The 17,902-nt window shown below is 59.3% G+C and carries 10 protein-coding genes and 2 pseudogenes; 5 read left to right on the top strand and 7 right to left on the bottom strand.

The window, feature by feature from the left end; genetic code table 11:
* The first annotated feature begins 402 nt into the window (after positions 1–402).
* Positions 403–1,680 (top strand): HAAAP family serine/threonine permease, encoded by a 1,278-nt coding sequence (locus tag AB4N92_RS27680; protein ID WP_069673403.1) that lies wholly within the window; start codon positions 403–405, stop codon positions 1,678–1,680.
* Positions 1,681–1,897: 217 nt separating this feature from the next.
* On the opposite strand, the pseudogene acnB reads toward AB4N92_RS27680, so the two are convergent.
* Positions 1,898–4,506: pseudogene (gene acnB, locus AB4N92_RS27675) on the bottom strand (bifunctional aconitate hydratase 2/2-methylisocitrate dehydratase).
* A 397-nt stretch (positions 4,507–4,903) separates the two neighbouring features.
* Here acnB and AB4N92_RS27670 point away from each other — a divergent pair.
* Positions 4,904–5,377 (top strand): DUF1289 domain-containing protein, encoded by a 474-nt coding sequence (locus AB4N92_RS27670; RefSeq protein WP_010210072.1) that lies wholly within the window; start codon positions 4,904–4,906, stop codon positions 5,375–5,377.
* 131 nt (positions 5,378–5,508) lie between these two features.
* Here the strand turns inward: AB4N92_RS27670 and AB4N92_RS27665 are convergent, their stop codons facing one another.
* Entirely contained in the window at positions 5,509–6,372 is an 864-nt protein-coding gene (locus AB4N92_RS27665) for a universal stress protein (protein WP_010210073.1), read from the bottom strand.
* 151 nt (positions 6,373–6,523) lie between these two features.
* Here AB4N92_RS27665 and AB4N92_RS27660 point away from each other — a divergent pair, with 151 nt between their 5' ends.
* Entirely contained in the window at positions 6,524–7,126 is a 603-nt protein-coding gene (locus AB4N92_RS27660; protein WP_010210074.1) for a MiaE family protein, read from the top strand.
* On the opposite strand, the gene AB4N92_RS27655 is transcribed toward AB4N92_RS27660, so the two are convergent.
* Positions 7,082–8,281, bottom strand: a complete 1,200-nt coding sequence (locus tag AB4N92_RS27655) for an MFS transporter (protein ID WP_069673404.1) — start codon at positions 8,279–8,281, stop codon at positions 7,082–7,084. The genes AB4N92_RS27660 and AB4N92_RS27655 overlap by 45 nt on opposite strands.
* Positions 8,282–8,437: 156 nt before the next feature.
* On the opposite strand from AB4N92_RS27655, the gene AB4N92_RS27650 reads away from it, so the two are divergent.
* Entirely contained in the window at positions 8,438–9,145 is a 708-nt protein-coding gene (locus AB4N92_RS27650; RefSeq protein WP_010210077.1) for a winged helix-turn-helix domain-containing protein, read from the top strand.
* Positions 9,146–10,426: an ATP-binding protein gene (locus AB4N92_RS27645; RefSeq protein ID WP_010210078.1), complete on the top strand. Its 1,281-nt coding sequence runs from the start codon at positions 9,146–9,148 to the stop codon at positions 10,424–10,426.
* Positions 10,427–10,428: 2 nt separating this feature from the next.
* Here the strand turns inward: AB4N92_RS27645 and AB4N92_RS27640 are convergent, their stop codons facing one another.
* From AB4N92_RS27640 to AB4N92_RS27625, 4 genes and pseudogenes are all read right to left on the bottom strand, one after another.
* Positions 10,429–13,545 (bottom strand): hypothetical protein, encoded by a 3,117-nt coding sequence (locus AB4N92_RS27640; RefSeq protein ID WP_460128820.1) that lies wholly within the window; start codon positions 13,543–13,545, stop codon positions 10,429–10,431.
* A 1,093-nt stretch (positions 13,546–14,638) separates the two neighbouring features.
* Positions 14,639–15,430: a MipA/OmpV family protein gene (locus AB4N92_RS27635; RefSeq protein WP_080662767.1), complete on the bottom strand. Its 792-nt coding sequence runs from the start codon at positions 15,428–15,430 to the stop codon at positions 14,639–14,641.
* A 17-nt stretch (positions 15,431–15,447) separates the two neighbouring features.
* A pseudogene (locus AB4N92_RS27630) lies at positions 15,448–17,262 on the bottom strand (serine hydrolase domain-containing protein).
* A gap of 94 nt (positions 17,263–17,356) precedes the next feature.
* Positions 17,357–17,845 (bottom strand): GFA family protein, encoded by a 489-nt coding sequence (locus AB4N92_RS27625; protein ID WP_236267089.1) that lies wholly within the window; start codon positions 17,843–17,845, stop codon positions 17,357–17,359.
* Positions 17,846–17,902 lie beyond the last annotated feature (57 nt).

The following is a 17,902-nucleotide window of genomic DNA, read 5'->3' as shown; positions in this document are numbered from 1 at the left end:
GGTCTGCTGCGGGTGATATTAGTTTCAACGTGGGTGGTTGCTCAATGACTATGTAGGGTTGTGTAACAATTAACGCCGCACTTTGCTTATTATTTTAGTTGGATAGCTATTTGCGTCTGATTGGGTTGTAGGCCGATTCTCTAAATAGGCCAAGTTCAGTTTAAACGCGACGACTTGGGTGCAGCCGTGAAGAGCACTTTCCGCTCGCGCCAAATGGTGTTGGCATGCCCGCAACCTTCGCTTATGGCGGCCCTAGAGCGCCTGCACCGGTACACCGTTCCTCAGCTAAGTCTTTGCTTATTCAAGAGAATCCCGGACAATCACGGCCCTTCTATGGTCGGGGCGCTGCCTGTCAGGTTTTTCTGACTCGTCCCGGCTATGTAAATGCGGAGATCCGACCGGATGAATGATCAGGCCAATAGCGTCGACGAACGCTATGCAACGACACCTGCAACCCTCACGAGCTGGAGCCGCCAGGACACCACCTGGATGCTTGGCCTGTTCGGCACCGCTATTGGCGCCGGTACCTTGTTCCTGCCGATCAACGCCGGCCTGGGCGGCTTCTGGCCCCTGGTAATCCTTGCGCTGCTGGCGTTCCCGATGACCTTCTTCGCCCACCGTGGTCTGACCCGTTTCGTGCTGTCTGGCCGTGAAGGCTCGGACATCACTGACGTTGTCGAAGAACATTTCGGCATCAAGGCCGGCGCGCTGATTACGTTGCTGTACTTCTTCGCGATCTTCCCAATCCTGCTGATCTACAGCGTCGCGTTGACCAACACGGTCGCCAGCTTCATGGAGCATCAACTGCACATCATGCCGCCGCCACGGGCGATCCTGTCGTTCGTGCTGATCCTCGGCCTGCTGGCCGTGGTGCGTTGCGGCGAGCAAGTGATCGTCAAGGCCATGAGCTTGATGGTGTACCCGTTTATCGTCGCCTTGCTGTTCCTGGCGGTTTACCTGATCCCGCACTGGAATGGCGGCATCCTCAGCACCGCCAGTCAGGTCCCGACGCCGTCCGCGCTGCTTAACACCTTGTGGCTGGCGATCCCGGTGATGGTGTTCTCGTTCAACCACTCGCCGATCATCTCGGCCTTCGCGGTGGACCAGAAGCGCCAGTACGGTATCCATGCCGATGAGCGCAGCTCGCAGATCCTGTCCCGCGCGCATCTGTTGATGGTGGTGATGGTGCTGTTCTTCGTGTTCAGCTGCGTGCTGACCCTGTCGCCGGCGCAACTGGCCGAGGCGAAGGCACAGAACCTGTCGATCCTGTCGTACCTGGCCAACCACTTCAATAACCCGACCATCGAGTTCGCAGCCCCCTTGATCGCGTTTGTGGCGATTACCAAGTCGTTCCTGGGGCATTACATCGGTGCCAGTGAAGGCCTCAAGGGCCTGGTGTTGAAGACGGGTCGTCGTCCGGGTGCGAAGCGCCTGGATCGCATGACCGCCGCCTTCATGCTGGTGGTGTGCTGGATTGTGGCGACATTGAACCCAAGCATTCTCGGCATGATTGAGGCGCTGGGCGGTCCGATCATTGCTTCGATCCTGTTCCTGATGCCGATGTATGCCATCCGCAAGGTGCCGGCCATGGCCAAGTACCGTGGGCAGGCGTCCAATGTGTTTGTCACGGCGGTTGGTCTGGTGGCGATCACTGCAGTGGTTTATTCGCTTTTTGCTTGAGCCTGATGCGGTCTATCCGACTGCGCAGGGTTAAAAATGTGGGAGCGGGCTTGCTCGCGAATGCGATGTATCAGTCACATCATCCGGGACTGATACACCGCATTCGCGAGCAAGCCCGCTCCCACAGTTGGTTTAGGGTGTTGCCGATGCTGTTTTGCAGGCATAAAAAAACGCCGCGTACCTTGCGATACGCGGCGTTTTTTATGTCAACACACCCTTAGGCTTGAATCACCGGGATGTTGGCGCTTGCTGCGATCTTGCGGAACTCAGCGATCTGATCGAAGTTCAGGTAGCGGTAGACGTCACTGGCCATGGTGTCCAGTTTCGCTGCGTAGCCCATGTACTCTTCGACGGTCGGCAGGCGACCCAGGGTAGAAGCTACTGCCGCCAGCTCGGCCGAAGCCAGGTAGACGTTAGCGCCGTCACCCAGACGGTTCGGGAAGTTACGGGTCGACGTCGACACAACGGTCGAGTTCGGTTCTACACGTGCCTGGTTACCCATGCACAGCGAGCAGCCCGGCATTTCCATGCGCGCGCCAGCCTTGCCGTAGATGCCGTAGTAGCCTTCTTCGGTCAGTTGGTGAGCGTCCATCTTGGTCGGAGGCGACAGCCACAGACGGGTAGGCAGCTGGCCCTTGACTTGCTCCAGCAGCTTACCGGCCGCGCGGAAGTGACCGATGTTGGTCATGCACGAACCGATGAACACTTCGTCGATCTTCTCGCCGGCAACGCTCGACAGCAGACGGGCATCGTCCGGATCGTTCGGTGCGCAGAGGATCGGCTCGTTGATCTCGGCCAAGTCGATTTCGATGATTTCAGCGTATTCCGCGTCGGCATCGGCTTCCATCAGCTCAGGGTTCTTGACCCAGGCTTCCATCGCTTGGGCGCGACGTTCCAGGGTACGTGGGTCACCGTAGCCTTCACCGATCATCCAGCGCAGCAGGGTGATGTTGGAGTTCAGGTACTCGGTGATCGACTCTTTCGACAGCTTGATGGTGCAACCGGCAGCCGAACGTTCAGCCGAGGCGTCGGACAGCTCGAAAGCCTGCTCCAGCGTCAGGTCGTTCAGGCCTTCGATTTCCAGGATGCGGCCGGAGAAGGCATTCTTCTTGCCTTTCTTCTCTACGGTCAGCAGACCCGACTGGATCGCGTAGTAAGGAATGGCATGAACCAGGTCACGCAGGGTGATGCCAGGTTTCATTTTGCCTTTGAAACGCACCAGGATCGATTCCGGCATGTCCAGTGGCATGACGCCAGTGGCTGCGGCGAACGCGACCAGACCGGAACCGGCCGGGAACGAGATGCCCATCGGGAAACGGGTGTGGGAGTCACCACCGGTGCCGACGGTATCCGGCAGCAGCATGCGGTTCAGCCAGCTGTGGATGATGCCGTCGCCTGGACGCAGGGATACACCGCCACGGGTCATGATGAAGTCAGGCAGGGTGTGGTGGGTGGTCACGTCGATCGGCTTTGGATAGGCCGCGGTGTGGCAGAACGACTGCATCACCAGATCGGTCGAGAAGCCCAGGCACGCCAGGTCTTTCAGTTCGTCACGGGTCATCGGACCGGTGGTGTCCTGGGAACCCACGGTGGTCATCTTCGGTTCGCAGTAGGTGCCAGGACGAACGCCTTTGCCTTCTGGCAGACCGCAGGCCTTGCCGACCATTTTCTGTGCCAGGGTGAAGCCTTTGCCGGTGTCGACAGGCGCTTCCGGCAGCTTGAACAGATCGGTTGGGCCCAGGCCCAGCTCGGCACGGGCCTTGTCGGTCAGGCCGCGACCGATGATCAGCGGGATACGGCCGCCGGCGCGGACTTCGTCCAACAGCACCGGGGTCTTCATTTCGAAGGTGGTGATGACTTCATCGGTACCGTGCTTGCAGACTTTGCCAGCATGCGGGTACAGGTCGATCACGTCGCCCATGTTCATGTTGGTAACGTCGAACTCGATTGGCAGTGCGCCAGCATCTTCCATGGTGTTGTAGAAGATTGGAGCGATCTTGCTGCCGAAGCAGAAGCCGCCGGCGCGCTTGTTCGGCACGTAAGGCACGTCGTCGCCGAAGAACCACAGTACGGAGTTGGTCGCGGATTTACGCGAGGAACCGGTACCGACCACGTCACCGACGTAGGCGATCGGGAAGCCTTGGCCGCGCATCTCTTCGATCTGCTTCATCGGGCCGGTCTTGCCTTGCTCGTCCGGCACGATGCCTTCACGGGCCATTTTCAGCATGGCCAGGGCGTGCAGCGGGATGTCAGGACGGGACCAGGCATCAGGAGCCGGGGACAGGTCGTCGGTGTTGGTTTCGCCGGTGACCTTGAAGACGCGCAGGCTGATTTTGTCGGCCAGGGTAGGGCGGTTGCGGAACCACTCGCCGTCGGCCCAGGACTGGATCACGGCTTTGGCGTGTTCGTTGCCGTTCCTGGCTTTTTCAGCCACGTCGTGGAACGCATCGAACATCAGCAGGGTGTGCTTGAGTTGGGCGGCGGCGACCGGAGCCAGTGCGGCGTCGTCCAGCAGCTCAACCAGGGTCACGATGTTGTAGCCGCCTTGCATGGTGCCAAGCAGTTCAACGGCGCGTTTCTTGTCGATCAGGGGGAAGTGGCTTCGCCCTTGGCCAGGGCAGACAGGAAACCGGCCTTGACGTAGGCAGCTTCGTCAACGCCTGGTGGAATGCGGTTGGTGATCAGGTCAACGAGGAATTCTTCTTCGCCAGCCGGAGGATTTTTCAGCAGCTCGACCAGGCCTGCGGTTTGTTCGGCGTTAAGCGGCTGGGGAACAATACCCAGGGCTGCACGCTCTTCGATATGTTTGCGGTAGGCTTCAAGCACAGTTATTACCCTCATCAGTGGTCCCACGGGACGCTCATCCAGAAATGAACGGCACGCATGCGCTCAGGGGCTTTTTGGGCCGCAAAGCCAGCGCTGCCGGCATTCCTCACAGAAGCTGCTTTCAAAGTTTTACGCCTGCAGAACGGAGCTGATGAGGGTTGGCGAGGGCTCTGACCTACCGAGTCATGGACCATCGCCAACACCGTTCTGAAGGAACGACTGTGCTCGTGACGCTTTGAAAACAGCTTCCAGCGGATTATTGGCGCCTTACAAGGCCGGATGATTCTACGGCAAAAAATTTCTAAAGGTAAGTTGCCTCACCAAGTTTGAAGGGTGATCACGCTTAGACAAAGGGCTAACATGGCGCATTGTTTCGCTGATTTGCGTGTCGTTGCCCATGTCCAACCAAACCATCAAGACCCCCTGCGTCGGCCTGTGCTCCACGGTCTACGGCGATCTCGTGTGCCGTGGCTGCAAGCGCTTCCACCACGAAGTGATCCAGTGGAATGGCTATAACGAAGAGGAAAAACGCGCGGTCTGGCTACGCTTGGAGCAGCTGTTGGTGCAGGTGATGGCCGGCAAGCTGGAGGTGTTCGACCCCAAGACCCTGCGCGGCCAGCTGGAGCAGCGCAAGATTCGCTTCGTGCCGCACCAGTCCGAGTATTGCTGGGCATACCAGTTGATCGCCCGTGGTGCGCGGGTGATTTCCAACTTGGAGGCTTACGGCATGGTGCTGTTGCCGGAATTTCGCGACTGGCCCTTGCCGGACCTGCGTGATGCCATTGATCGGGAGTTTTTTATCCTGTCAGAGGCGCACTACCAGCGCTATATCGCGCCAAACTTTCTCAAAGATGTATTTTCCAACGGATAACGCGCAACCCAATGTGGGAGCGGGCTTGTTCGCGAATGCGGTGGATCAGTCAATTATTCATTCACTGACACACCGCATTCGCGAGCAAGCCCGCTCCCACAAAGTTGATCGCAGTTGTTCGGAAGACCCCGTCAGGCCTTGGTAGCCAGTTCTCCCAGCTGATCCATCAGCGTGTCGGGCTTGAGCACCAGCACATCGCTTTCCACGGCATCCAGTATCACCTCCGCCGTATTGCCGATCAGCGCCCCGGTAATCCCGGTGCGCGCCACCGTGCCGATGATTGTCACGGCTGCCTGCCACTTATGGGCAGCGAACGGGATCAGCACATCCGCCGGGCCTTCCTCAATGTGCAAGTGTGAGTCGTCCACATCAAACTCTGCCTGGAACGCCTTGCATTGCTCGCGATAACGCGCCTCGATGGTTTCCTTGAGCTGAAACGTCGGGTCCGCCGCCGACAACATCGGCGACGGATGGGCGCTGATCACATGCAATTGCGCCTTGGCCAAGCTGGCGATATCAAAACCATGGTCAATGATCGCGTTGTGCAGAGAGCGGTGCTCGCCATCGGTATTGCCGACATCGATGGCCGCCAAAATCACCCCGCCGGTCCATGGCTTGGCGGTCTTGACCAGCAGCACCGCTGTCGGGCAATAGCGCAGCAACTTCCAGTCGGCAGGCGTCAGCAGCGCCTTTTTCAATGGACTGTCGGGGAAGTGTTGCTTGATTACCAGCCCGCAACCCTCCGCCTGCTGCACGTCGATAATGGTTTCATGCAGGCTGGCATTCCAGGCCTGCTCGGTGCTGACGCTATAGCCGTCTTCGTGCAAACCCGACTTGAGCAGGGCCAGCAGCGCCGAGTGCTCGTGCTTCTTGTCGCAGACCAGCAAATGCAGGTGCGCGCCGGTGACCCCGGCGATCAGCTTGGCACGCTTGAGGGCCAGGCTTTCCGAATGCTCGGGCTCGATGACCACCAGGATGCTGCGGATGGCTTGCATGGTCGGGATCTCCAAAAAGGGTGGGCCTGGAACAACTATAGTTGCTGCACGGCAGACGTCATGTTGATGCACATCAAGGCCGGTGGCTGGTGGTCTGCGGCGGGGTCGGTATAATCGCCGGCCTTTTGTGATCCTTTTGCCCGTGAGCCCGATGAACCTGCCAGATATCCACGAATTCCTCGGTTGCCGCACCCCTGACGCCTGGGTCCAGGCCGCGCTGGCCGATCAGGACACCCTGCTGATCGACCACAAGAACTGCGAATTCAAAGCCGCCAGCACCGCCCTGAGCCTGATCGCCAAGTACTACAGCCATGTGGACCTGATCAACATGATGTCGCGCCTGGCCCGTGAAGAGCTGGTGCACCACGAACAAGTCATGCGCCTGATGAAAAAGCGCAAAGTCGAGTTGCGCCAGTTGAATGCTGGCCGGTATGCCTCGGGTTTGCGCAAAGTGGTGCGCACCCATGAACCTGTCAAGCTGGTGGACACCCTGGTGGTGGGCGCTTTTATCGAAGCGCGCAGTTGTGAGCGTTTCGAAGCCTTGGTGCCGCATTTGGACGAAGAACTCGGCAAGTTTTACTTCGGCCTGCTGAAAAGCGAGGCGCGGCACTTCCAGGGTTACCTCAAGCTGGCCTACCAATACGGCGACGCCAAGGACGTCGCCCAGGTGATCGAGCGGGTGAGGGCGGCCGAGCAGGAACTGATCGAGTCACCCGACATCGAGTTCCGCTTTCACAGTGGCGTGCCAGCCTGAGGCCACGGCCGCGCCGATCAGCGCGGTGATTCCGGCGAGCAGCAGGATCACCGGCTGTGTACCCAGCGGTGCTGCCAACACTGCTATCGCCAAGCCTGCCAAAGGTTGCGGCAGGTTGTTGAGCAAGGTGATCACGCCCACGGTCTTGCCGAAGTCCTGCACGGGAATCACCCGCTGACGGGTGCTGCGCAGGTAGACGTTGAACATCTTGTCGAAACCGGTGACCAGCAGGAAGCCCACGGCGTATAGCCAGATGCCGGGGCTGATCGCCATGATCACTGCACCTACCGCAATCATCGAATACGACAACCCGCCCAGCACCCTCAGCGGGAGCCCGGCCCGCGCCAGGTAAAACAGAATCCCGATGGTCACCAAGGCGCCGGCTGCCTGCAGCAGGGCATAGGTGTCCTTGTCTTGCGCAAATTGGCCGGTCACCATCGCCGCAGATGTGGCCAGCGTGACACCAATGATCAAGTTGACGCCCACGGCCAGCGTAATGATCCGCTTCAGTTCCGGCAGGCTGCGGATATGCCCGAAGGCAATCTTCAGTGGCTGCAGCCAGATATCCCGATGCTGCTCGAACGTTTCCAGCTGTGTCGTGTTGGAGCGTTGCCACGCCCGCATTGCCAGGTCGGCCAATAAAAACAGCCCGGCCACCCCGAGTACGACCCAGTGCCAGGCCCACACTTCCAGCATCAGCGCGGCCACCAAAGGCCCGAGCACCAGCCCGCTCTGGTCAGCAATCTGCGAATAGGAAAGCGTCTTGGCATAGCTGTAGTGGGGAAAGACATGAGGCATCAACACTTCCCGCGCCATGATGCCCTGGGTGGTCAACACGCCGCAGAGCGCCGAGAGCAGCACGATCCAGAGGATACCGTCGAAGACCCCGTACAAAACCACGGCCACCCCGCAAGCCAGCGCCCGGCAAACCTGGCTGATATGCAGGATGCGCACCGGCGCGAACTTGTCGCACAATGCGCCACACACCGGGAACGCGAGATAACGCGGCAGCGACTCGACAAAGAATGCAAGTCCAGCCCAAGCCACGCTCTGGGTAGTCTGGAACACGATCAAGGGCACGATAAACAGCAGAATCTGGTCGGCCAGCCGCGACAAGAACAGCGAAACAAAGAACGCCAGGTAATCCTTGCGCATACAACTCCCTGTGGTTGGCGTTAAAGATTGCAGGTTATTTGTTAAAAACTCTTAAAAACATGAACCTTCGTGGCCAATCCTGGCCAGCGGCTTCAGTTGTCCAGCTTGCCACCTATAATGCCCGCTCTTCAATCCGTGTCTGCAGACTGAGAACTTATGGAAAACCTGGGGCTGGGCAAGGTCTTGCTCGTTGAGGACGACGAAAAACTGGCAGGGCTGATCGCGCACTTTCTCGCGCAGCATGGCTTTGAGGTACGCGTGGAGCATCGGGGCGATGAGGCCTTGGCGGCGTTTCTCGCGTTCAAGCCGAAGATCGTCGTACTTGACCTGATGTTGCCGGGCCAGAGTGGCCTGCATGTGTGTCGCGCAATTCGCGCGGTGTCCGACACGCCGATCGTGATCCTCACGGCCAAGGAAGACGACCTGGACCATATCCTTGGCCTGGAGTCCGGTGCCGACGATTATGTGATCAAGCCGATCAAGCCCCCTGTGTTGCTGGCGCGCCTGCGTGCCCTGCAACGACGTCAGGCGCCGGAGCCGACGGTGCGCGGGGCGCTGGCCTTCGGGCGGCTGGCCATCGATCGCAGTTGCCGCGTGGTCAGCCTTGGCGATGACAAGATCGACCTCACCACCATGGAGTTTGAATTGCTGTGGCTGCTGGCCAGTAACTCGGGGACGATCCTGTCCCGCGATGACATCCTCAACCGCATGCGCGGCATTGCGTTCGACGGGCTCAACCGCAGTGTCGATGTCTACATCAGCAAACTGCGCAGCAAACTCAACGACAACCCGCGCGAACCAGTGTGCATCAAGACCATCTGGGGCAAGGGCTACCTGTTCAACCCGTTTGCGTGGGAGGCCTAGATGCTGCGGCTCTATATCCGCCTGTACATCATCCTTGCGCTAGGCCTGGCGGGCGCTATCTGGCTGGTCAACTACACGTTCGACGAGCTTCTTCCCGAGGCCAACGAAACCTATAACCGCGAGGCCATGCGCGGCCCGGCCTATGCTTTGGTCGAGCAGTTGCGACCCTTGCTCGGTGATGCCCGCCAAGCGCGTCTGGGCGAGTTGCAACCCCATTACGGTCTGCACCTGAAACTGGTCCAGCGCGATGACCTGGCGCTGAACCCGCGTGAGCAACAGTTGCTGGCGGCTGGGCAGTTGGTGGTGCGTGGCGATTTCATGGAGTTCATCGCCAATCTCGACGGCGGCCCGCAATTGCTCAATATCAAGCTGCCCGACGAGCCTAAATGGCTGTACTTGTGGGCCTACAGCCTGTTGGGGCTGAGCCTGGCGATCGTGCTGTATTTCTGGGTTCGGCCGCACTGGCGCGATCTGGAGCATATCCGTCTGGCGGCGCAACGTTTCGGTGACAACGAGCTCAGCTCGCGCATCCTGCTGCCGCGCCGTTCCACCGTGCGTGAGCTGGCGGGGCACTTCAACCAGATGGCCGAGCGTATCGAAAGCCTGATCGCCAACCAGCGCGAACTCACCAACGCCGTGTCCCACGAACTGCGCACGCCCATTGCACGCCTCTCGTTCGAACTCGACCAACTCAAGCAGCAGGCCGACCCGCGCCAGCGTGGCGAATTGATTGCTGACATGTATGCAGACCTGGGCGAACTGGAAGAAATGGTCTCCGAACTGCTTACCTATGCCAGCCTGGAACGTGGCGCCACCCAGGTCACACGCGAAAGCATCGAGGCCCTCAGCTGGCTCGACAGCGTGATCGGCAGTGTGGCCCTGGAGGCCGAGGCGGCAGGTATTCAATTGTCGTTGCGCACGTGCGAGGTGGACTTTATCCAGATCGAGCCACGCTTTATGGCACGTGCGGTGATCAACCTGTTGCGCAACGCCATCCGCTACGCCGAGCGTCGGGTGGAAGTCTCGCTGGTCAAGTTCGGCAGCGGCTACGAAGTGCGGGTGTGTGACGACGGGCCCGGCGTCCCGGAGGACGGCCGGGCGAAGATTTTCCAACCCTTCATGCGCCTGGACGCGAGTCGCGATCGCCGTACCGGCGGCTTCGGCCTGGGCCTGGCGCTGGTGCAGCGGGTGTCGCAGTGGCATGGCGGCCAGGTGCAGGTGTTGGACTCGGAATGGGGCGGCGCCTCATTCCGAATGACGTGGGCGTACGTTGAGTCATAGGGTTATCGAGTGAATTGGCGCGGCCTATAAGTGATTCTCAGGTCGTCATGTATAGGAGGCAGGCCGGGCGGAGCGATATTGATCCTGATGGTTTGACCATGGTTTTTTTGGATGTGCGGAATGGCTTTTCCATTAAATAAACCTTCCGTCAATAGATCGGTGGCTTGCTCAATAACTGCCGACGTCCCATTGGGATAGTTTCGCAACACCTCATTTCGTACTCCGTTTCGTATGGCGGTTACGGATGTCGAGCCATGCGTCAATGAGACGGTCCCTTCAAACGCCTTGACCGGTTTGTTTATTTCTTGTTGAAAGAGGCGCCCAAATGCTTTGCTTCTGCCTTCAGCGGAGTAGCACACCAGAAGGCGTACGTTATCGGCAGAAGTAAGGTCCACACCCTTTGCTCTCAGCAGCTTCGCTAACCCAGGCGCATCATAAAGCGTGTTGTCCATGATTATCTTCGTACCGTCACCTGTGATCCGCTCAACCCAATTTCGTTTGATACCGTGTGCGACGACATTGAGGCGGTTCGTGCCTTTATAGGTATCGGTGAAGGTATGAACTTCATTGCCAATCAGTTTCAGATCCCTCATCGGCCCGCCCATTTGAATGACATTGTCGCGGCTCAATCCTATGTCCAGTGCGCGCTGCTGAGGTGTCATGGCAGGTGTGCTTGTGCCAGGCGCTGCAGACACCTGTGGCTTGAAGTCCTCCAAGGGCTTTCCATACGTTTTGTTGGTCTTTGGATCTACCGCATACCATTTGCGGGTTGTTCTATCGAACCTTGCTGGTGTGGAGAATTCGGTAAGGCCTCTTTTGTAAGTGCCTTGCGCGATGTCAGGTTTTCGGGCGAGGTCGGAAAAGTCATATTGCCCGGTTTTTCCTGGCGAGAACTTATGGAAATTAGCGTTGAGCCCACCGGAAGGCTGAGCCGGTGTTTGTGTAAACAGCCGTCGTCCGAAAGGTTTACCGCTTTGTTTCAACGCGCTATTCACCGGCTTGGCCGCTGCGCCAGCAACCTTGCCCAGACCCGCGGTGGTCAAGTACATGACACCATCGAATACGATGTCGGACGCCACCGCAAGCCAATCGCCGTTGAGCACGTTTCTGATGGGGTTCACGACAACCATCGAGGCGAACAGCACCTCTCTGTTCCTTTCGAACTCTTCATCTTCTTCGTCAAATCGCGTTGTGTGGCCGCTGGCATTCACCAGTTGTTCAAGCTCGACATCACCGAGGGTGTGCTTGGAGAGCAACTCCCCCAGAAACTGACTGCGTGCACTGTTATACGATGCCGGGACACTGGCGTCTGCCGGCGGCGTGATGGCTTGTAACTTATGGCTGTCGGTCTGCGAGACGCTAAATGGCGTGATGGCTGTATTGGAGAATTTTTCTCCTGCCAGATGAGGTGTGGGCGCCTTGATCCATGGCCCTTGAGGGCCTGGAACGAATGCGCTGCCCAGGTCATCGCGGGCTTTCAGATAGTTGTGTTGCGGGCAAAATTCATAGAATTTTACTTTGTTCTCATGCGTTGACTTGATGATCAACGCGCGCTTGCTCGGATCTTGACTCGGCGTTGATTGGTCGAGATTGACGGCGCCGGACTTGGTGATGACTCGATGTTTGATGACGGTGCCTTCAATGAAAATCTCGAGTTTTCCATATTCCAGCTGCTTTCTATCGCTGATCGGTTGTTGCGCAATGAGATGTTTGCTGAGGGTGACCAGCCCGCTTTCCCTGCGTTGCTGATAATTGGCCACAGCAAGGCGGTGTACGGACTTGATATCCGGGAGGTGGTGAAGTAATCCGGTGGTTGTTCCTGGAAGCGCCTGTTCTCTCAATGAATACCATGTGTTGTCCTCCTGCGGGGCTGGCGCTCGGCCTGAGAGATAAAGGTCCAATAGGGAATAAGGGCCCGTGTTGGTATGTAATATATCGTTGTTGAGGACGTTATTCGCCCGCGCCTGGGGCGTTGTGAGCACGGCCAGTTCAAAGGGCACATTCTTATAGCGCTTCCCCAGTTCTTCCAGTGCCTGGTCTTTGAGCAGTGGAACCTTCGCGGTGATGTCCCCGGGGGTTGTTTGCAGCTCGCTCATGACCTCGGAGAACGCTTTCTGCGCTGTGTCCAACTGCTCGTCTGAATAGCGCCCTGTAGGTGATGGCGAGAGGACGCCATGCACTAACGCCCAATCGATGACCATGTCTAATTTGGCCGCATTCAATAGCGCTTGGTCTTCTGTAGCAACCGGATCGATTGCCGCGAATTTTACGACTTCAGCAAAGCTCATGAGGGAACTGCTGCCAGGGCTCTTTGCTTCTATGTAGGCCACTGTGGCTTTCAGGGTGGCCCACGCCGGTGAACCGTAAGTCACGTCAGCGGGGATGTCCTTGACCAGCAGTTCCGGCGCGGCACTTGATAGCAGCATAAACGCCGCCACGGGGGCCATCCTGGTCGTGCAACGGCCACTCTCGGCCAAATGGGGGATCAACGCTTGCTTGATGTGACTCAGCGGCTGCCCATAGAAACATGGGGCCGCGAGGTCGAAACCGGCACATTCATTTCTCTTCGCCACATCATGGGCCGTGGGTGCATCCAGCCCCAACAGGATCGCCGCGAGGGTCATGTCAGAGCCGTCGGTATCGCCAGCGACGCCCATTTTCCGCTGTAGGGCAGCTTCCAGCGTCCGGGCTTTTGGCGAGCGAAGGAGGTCATCTACGATTTCTCGTGGGGCGTTCAGCTCGGCGTCTGTCCAATGGCGATTTTTCGTCAGGTAGGTAAAAGCCCCTCCTTCATTGTTCACGGCGTGCGAAGCACCCAAGTCCGGTAGCTTGAGGTTGTTAAAGCGTATGTGGCTGTAGAGCTGCTTTTTTTCATCCAGCGTCAGTGCCGCCGCCCAGCTCAAGGCGCCGGTGAGATTGCCATGGGGGATGGAAGGCAAGGGCCCGCGTTGAATGGACTTGATCAAGTTGTTGATGTCGTCTTTGGTCTGCGGAACGATCCACCCCTTGTCGGTGATGAATCGTCTGAGGCTGACGCTGGCCTCCGGTGCCAACTGCTCATCCTGAACGTACCAGGAAGTGGGGTCCACGTTTAACTTGAACGCGTCACTGTCGAGCATTTGCGCAATCAAGGTTTTTTCGTGTTGCGCAGCCTGTTCTGAGGTGTGTGGCGAATCAATGAAAGAGGGAGGGCTGTCGGTCGCGTTGGCAGAGGCGGGGGTGGCGTGATTGCCGTGGACAACAGTTGGCACAGGCGCGTGTTGTTACGAACATCGCCCCATTCCCTCTGCTGCTGTTCCAGCGCGGTCTCTGAGCGCAGTTCAAATTGTGCGGGTGAGAGCACCGCACCAGGCAGGGGAAAGGTGTTAGCGTGTTTGACGTCATTCGCGCGTTCTGTGAGCGCTTCACGGCTATGGGGCACCTGCTCGCCATAGAAGGCCGCAATGTCTTTGAGGTCAGCGGGGCGCGTGGCATGCGTAACGGGGTCGGACCGACCGGGCGAAGGGACAGAGACGCAGATGTTGCCCGCCGCTAACGTTTTGGACGTCTGCATGATCAATGGCCACGAGGCAGGCAACGATTGGCCGTCGCTGAACTGTGCCCCCAGCGCGAGGATGCTGGCGCGCGCACCGGCTTCACCGGATGCCGAGGGCTTGGCGTAGGCCTGTATCCAACCGGGCGTGGTGTCGCTCGGGGGGAAAATGCGAAGGGGGCGGGATAGGTCAACGCGATTGGCGTGGGCCCACTGCTTGAAATCGTCACCCGCCACTAGGCTGTCGAGGTGGTTTCGCCATTGCCCGAACGTAGAGTCGACAGGCACAGGGTAAACGGCCTCACTTCCGGTCACCGGTAAGGGCAAGTCTTGGGCTGCGCGGGTTAGCGCGGCGGCATAGGTTCCCGCCAATTCTGCGTCGGCTATATACCGCGGGGTACTTTTTATGAGTTCCAACCAGTCAGGTGCTTGTGGGGCCGACTGAGGTGAAGGGGGTTGCTGTGCATCCGGTGGTGGGGACTGGTACGTGGCGGCCGAAACAGTAGCGGATTGAGTCGATGAGACCATCAGTAAACTCCAGAAGAACGACGATAGCGACTGCGTGTTTTCCCACATGCAGCAGTGACTATTCGTCGCAAGTGCCAGGCCTCCGGTTCCCCTCTGCTCAGTGAGGGGATATTTCACTCCTCAGGGGTTGAGCGTTGATGCCGACTTCCCCCTCAAAAGCTGTATTCCAGCACACCCATCACCGACGTCTGCAACCGACGCTCCACGATCGGGCTCTTGCCGGCTTCATCCGCCAGGTACTGCACATCCAGCAAGGTCGAGAACTGGGTGTCCTCGCTGATCGGCAGGCTCCACACCAGGTTCATGCCATTACTGATATTGCCCGCGCCCGCCTTGTAGGTTTTGAAGCGGCTGCGTGCGGCTTGGCCGGTGGTCACGCCGTACCAGGTCTGCAAGTAGTCACGGTCCCCGAAATGGCTGTTGAGGCTGGCGTCGAGGGAGCCGAAACGGCCTTCATACAGGTTGGTGCCCAGGCTCAGTTCCACGTGGGTGAACGCCTTGCCGCTGTCCTTGTGGTCATCTTCCTTGAGCGCATGTTCCAGGGTGGCGCCAACAATCACGCCGCCCAGGTTGTAGCTGGCACTCACACCCAGTTGCGGGCGTGACTTGATCTCGCCCATGCCTTTGAGACGCTTGGTGCCGAGGTGCATGGACGTGTTTTTGTCCTTGCGCGAAGCACTGGCACCGACGTAGGCCTCGAAGCTCAAGGCATTGCCTTCGTAACCCCAGCCCAGGCCTTTGTCGGTGTCGAGAAAAAGCCCCCAAGGGCTGACGATGGCACCACCGAGCACGGGAGCAGTCATGCGCTCATCGCTGCCGCTGTAGCGGGGCAGGTTGGCCACACCGGCGTTGAGGCTGTAGGTCCAGTCCTCGGCCAGTGCGCTGTTGGCTCCGGCGAGTAAACACAGGGAAGTCATGGACAGGCAGAGGTTTTTGGGGCTCATCAGGGTTTTCATGTCAGTCAGAAACTCAAGGGTGGATGGGTACGTTTGAAGGCGTAGCCCGAAGCGCTCAGGCCATTGATCTGGCGGCTCACGGTGTCGCCCAGGCCATAGCCGGTCCCGGCCAGTACGGCGTGGGCGTTGTCGACGGGCAGCAGGATGTAGTCGGTCAGCGGCTCGTCATGCAGTTGGCCGCGAATCACCAGGAAGCCTTCTTCGAGGCGCACGCTGATGCCGCTTAATGGCGCGTCGGGCTCAAAGCTGTTGAGCACCTGATAGGTGCCGACCGTGTCGGCCCAGGCCATGGGCAGCGGCGGCGGGTCGATGCGCTCACCGATGGGGATGCGTTGGCCGTGGCTGCGCGCGGTGAGCATCTGCCGGCCTTGCACGGTGATCACGTCGAGTTGTACGTGGCCCAGTTCACCGAGGTCCTTGAGCCAGAAGCCGAAGAGTTTCTTCTGCGCGCGCAGCCAGCCCTGATCGTCACGCAGCAGTTAGAAGTTGAAACCCGCCAGTTCGCCGCGCAGCCGCTGCTCATCATCCTTGATCCTGAAGACGCCCCAGGCGGTTGCGTAAAACCCGGCCAGGCGCTGACGGTCGATGGCTGTCGGCACTTGGCGCAGCTTGAGCCCATGGCGGGGTGACTGGCAGTCGTCGCTGCACACAGGCGTGCCGGTTTGCGCTTCAAGCATCAGGCGCAGGGTGTCAGTGGCCAATCTGGCGACCAGGTCTTCGGCATTGCTGTCGTTGGCCATGATGATCACTGCCAATTGATGGTCCGGCAGCAGGCTCAGCTGTGCGGCGAAATCATCGCCACCGCCGCTGTGCTGGTAGGTACGCACCCCAGGACCGACCGGCGCGTCACCACAGGGCGCCAAAAACCACGCCAGGCCGATCTGGCAGTCGAAGTCCAGGGCATTGCCGGTGTTTTGCTGGGTGAACATTTCATCGATGGAGCGGCTTGCCATTACCCGCTTGCCCTTGTAGAGGCCCTTGGCAAATAGCATCTGCACGTAATGGCTGAGGTCCTTGGGGCTGGCCCACAAGCCGCCGGCGGCGATGTCGCGCAGTTGCGCATCGGTGCTGGCGACGCCTTCCTGATAGCCCAGGGCGCGAAAGCCTACTTGGGCAGCGGTCCCGACAAAGCTCGCGCGATCCATCTCCAGCGGCTTGAGCAGGCTGTGTTGCATTTGGGCTTCAAACTCCTTGCCGCTGCTGCGCTCGATCGCCGCGCCCACCAGCGCATAACCCAGGTTGGAATAGGCCACTTGCGTGCCGGGCGGTGTGCTCAGCCAGACACCGGACAGGCGCATCGGCATCTGCCCCATGGCGTAGCTGTTGCGCAGGTCTCGCAGGTGTTCACTGGGCAAGCCGGACTGATGGCTCAGCAGGCGACGCAAAGTGATGTCGCGGTCGGCGGCCTGCTGGTCGGCGTGGAAGCGCGAGCGCACATAGAACTCGCGCAGGGTCTGCTGCAGGGGGGCATCCAGCGTCAGTCGCTGTTCTTCAACCAGTTGCAGGGCCGCGCTGGCCGTGAGCAATTTGGAGATCGCGCCGGCCCGGAATGCAGTGTTTGGCGTGACAGGCAGGCCCTTGGCTTTGTCGGCCATGCCGAACCCGCGGGCCCAGATCAATTCCTGGCCGTTGACCAGTGCTATCGACAGGCCCGGGATGTTGTCCTGGGCCATGTCCCGTGGGATCCGGGTTTGCAGGTAACGGATGATCGCGCTGTAGTCACCCTTCGCAATTGACGGAGGGGCAGGTGACTGCCCGTGGCAGCCAATACTGCCCAACAGGCAACCGAGCAACGGAAGACCGCGCAATGTGCGAAGCATGACGAGCACCCGACAGGTGATTTGGATGCTCGCATGCTAGGGGCGCAGCGCTCGCCGGTCTTTTGCAGCTTTGTCGAGAAACTGTCAAAGACTGTTAACGGGTCACGCCGTTACGCTCATGCCATTGGGCGATGGACTCTTCGGGGTACTCATCGAACTGCAGATCGCCTTGGCGCAACGTGACTTCCACCCACGGCGCCTTCGAGCCCAGCATCAGGTGCGTATGTTCCGGCGGCACCGGCAATGGCGTGTCGATGGCCGAGGCAAACGGGTGGATCAACGCCGGCCACTCGGGGCTGAACAACCACAAGGCGCTGCCGCATTGCGAACAGAAATGCCGCTCAGCGCTGCTCGCATGGGCCCGGCGGGCACCCTCGGGCTTGAGCCTGGCGTGGTAGATCGAAATCAGTTTGCGCCCGCGCACCTTCAAACTCTGGGCATCGCCGGCCAGGTTGATCGCATAGCCGCCACCGCCCTGGGTCTTGCGACAGATCGAGCAGTAGCAACGCTGGTAAGGGTAGGGGTGGGCACTGGTTAGGCTGAACGTCACGGCGCCGCAATGGCAGGATCCTTCAAGCTGCATGGGCTGACTCCTGATATGAGTATGTAACAACGCTTTGCTAATACCTTAGCCTCAGGC

The organism is Pseudomonas sp. S3_A09 (genome assembly GCF_054668065.1).
Note: the sequence above shows the minus strand (reverse complement) of the source record. Positions and strands in the feature narration are given on the sequence as shown.

Excerpts from the sequence above, each read along its gene's own strand:
- AB4N92_RS27645 (WP_010210078.1), top strand. The coding sequence starts at position 9,146 with ATGCTGCGGCTCTATATCCGCCTGTACATCATCCTTGCGCTAGGCCTG.
- AB4N92_RS27660 (WP_010210074.1), top strand. The coding sequence starts at position 6,524 with ATGAACCTGCCAGATATCCACGAATTCCTCGGTTGCCGCACCCCTGAC.
- AB4N92_RS27665 (WP_010210073.1), bottom strand. The coding sequence starts at position 6,372 with ATGCAAGCCATCCGCAGCATCCTGGTGGTCATCGAGCCCGAGCATTCG.
- AB4N92_RS27635 (WP_080662767.1), bottom strand. The coding sequence starts at position 15,430 with ATGAGCCCCAAAAACCTCTGCCTGTCCATGACTTCCCTGTGTTTACTC.
- AB4N92_RS27680 (WP_069673403.1), top strand. The coding sequence starts at position 403 with ATGAATGATCAGGCCAATAGCGTCGACGAACGCTATGCAACGACACCT.
- AB4N92_RS27640 (WP_460128820.1), bottom strand. The coding sequence starts at position 13,545 with ATGCTCGACAGTGACGCGTTCAAGTTAAACGTGGACCCCACTTCCTGG.
- AB4N92_RS27650 (WP_010210077.1), top strand. The coding sequence starts at position 8,438 with ATGGAAAACCTGGGGCTGGGCAAGGTCTTGCTCGTTGAGGACGACGAA.
- AB4N92_RS27670 (WP_010210072.1), top strand. The coding sequence starts at position 4,904 with ATGTCCAACCAAACCATCAAGACCCCCTGCGTCGGCCTGTGCTCCACG.
- AB4N92_RS27655 (WP_069673404.1), bottom strand. The coding sequence starts at position 8,281 with ATGCGCAAGGATTACCTGGCGTTCTTTGTTTCGCTGTTCTTGTCGCGG.
- AB4N92_RS27625 (WP_236267089.1), bottom strand. The coding sequence starts at position 17,845 with ATGCAGCTTGAAGGATCCTGCCATTGCGGCGCCGTGACGTTCAGCCTA.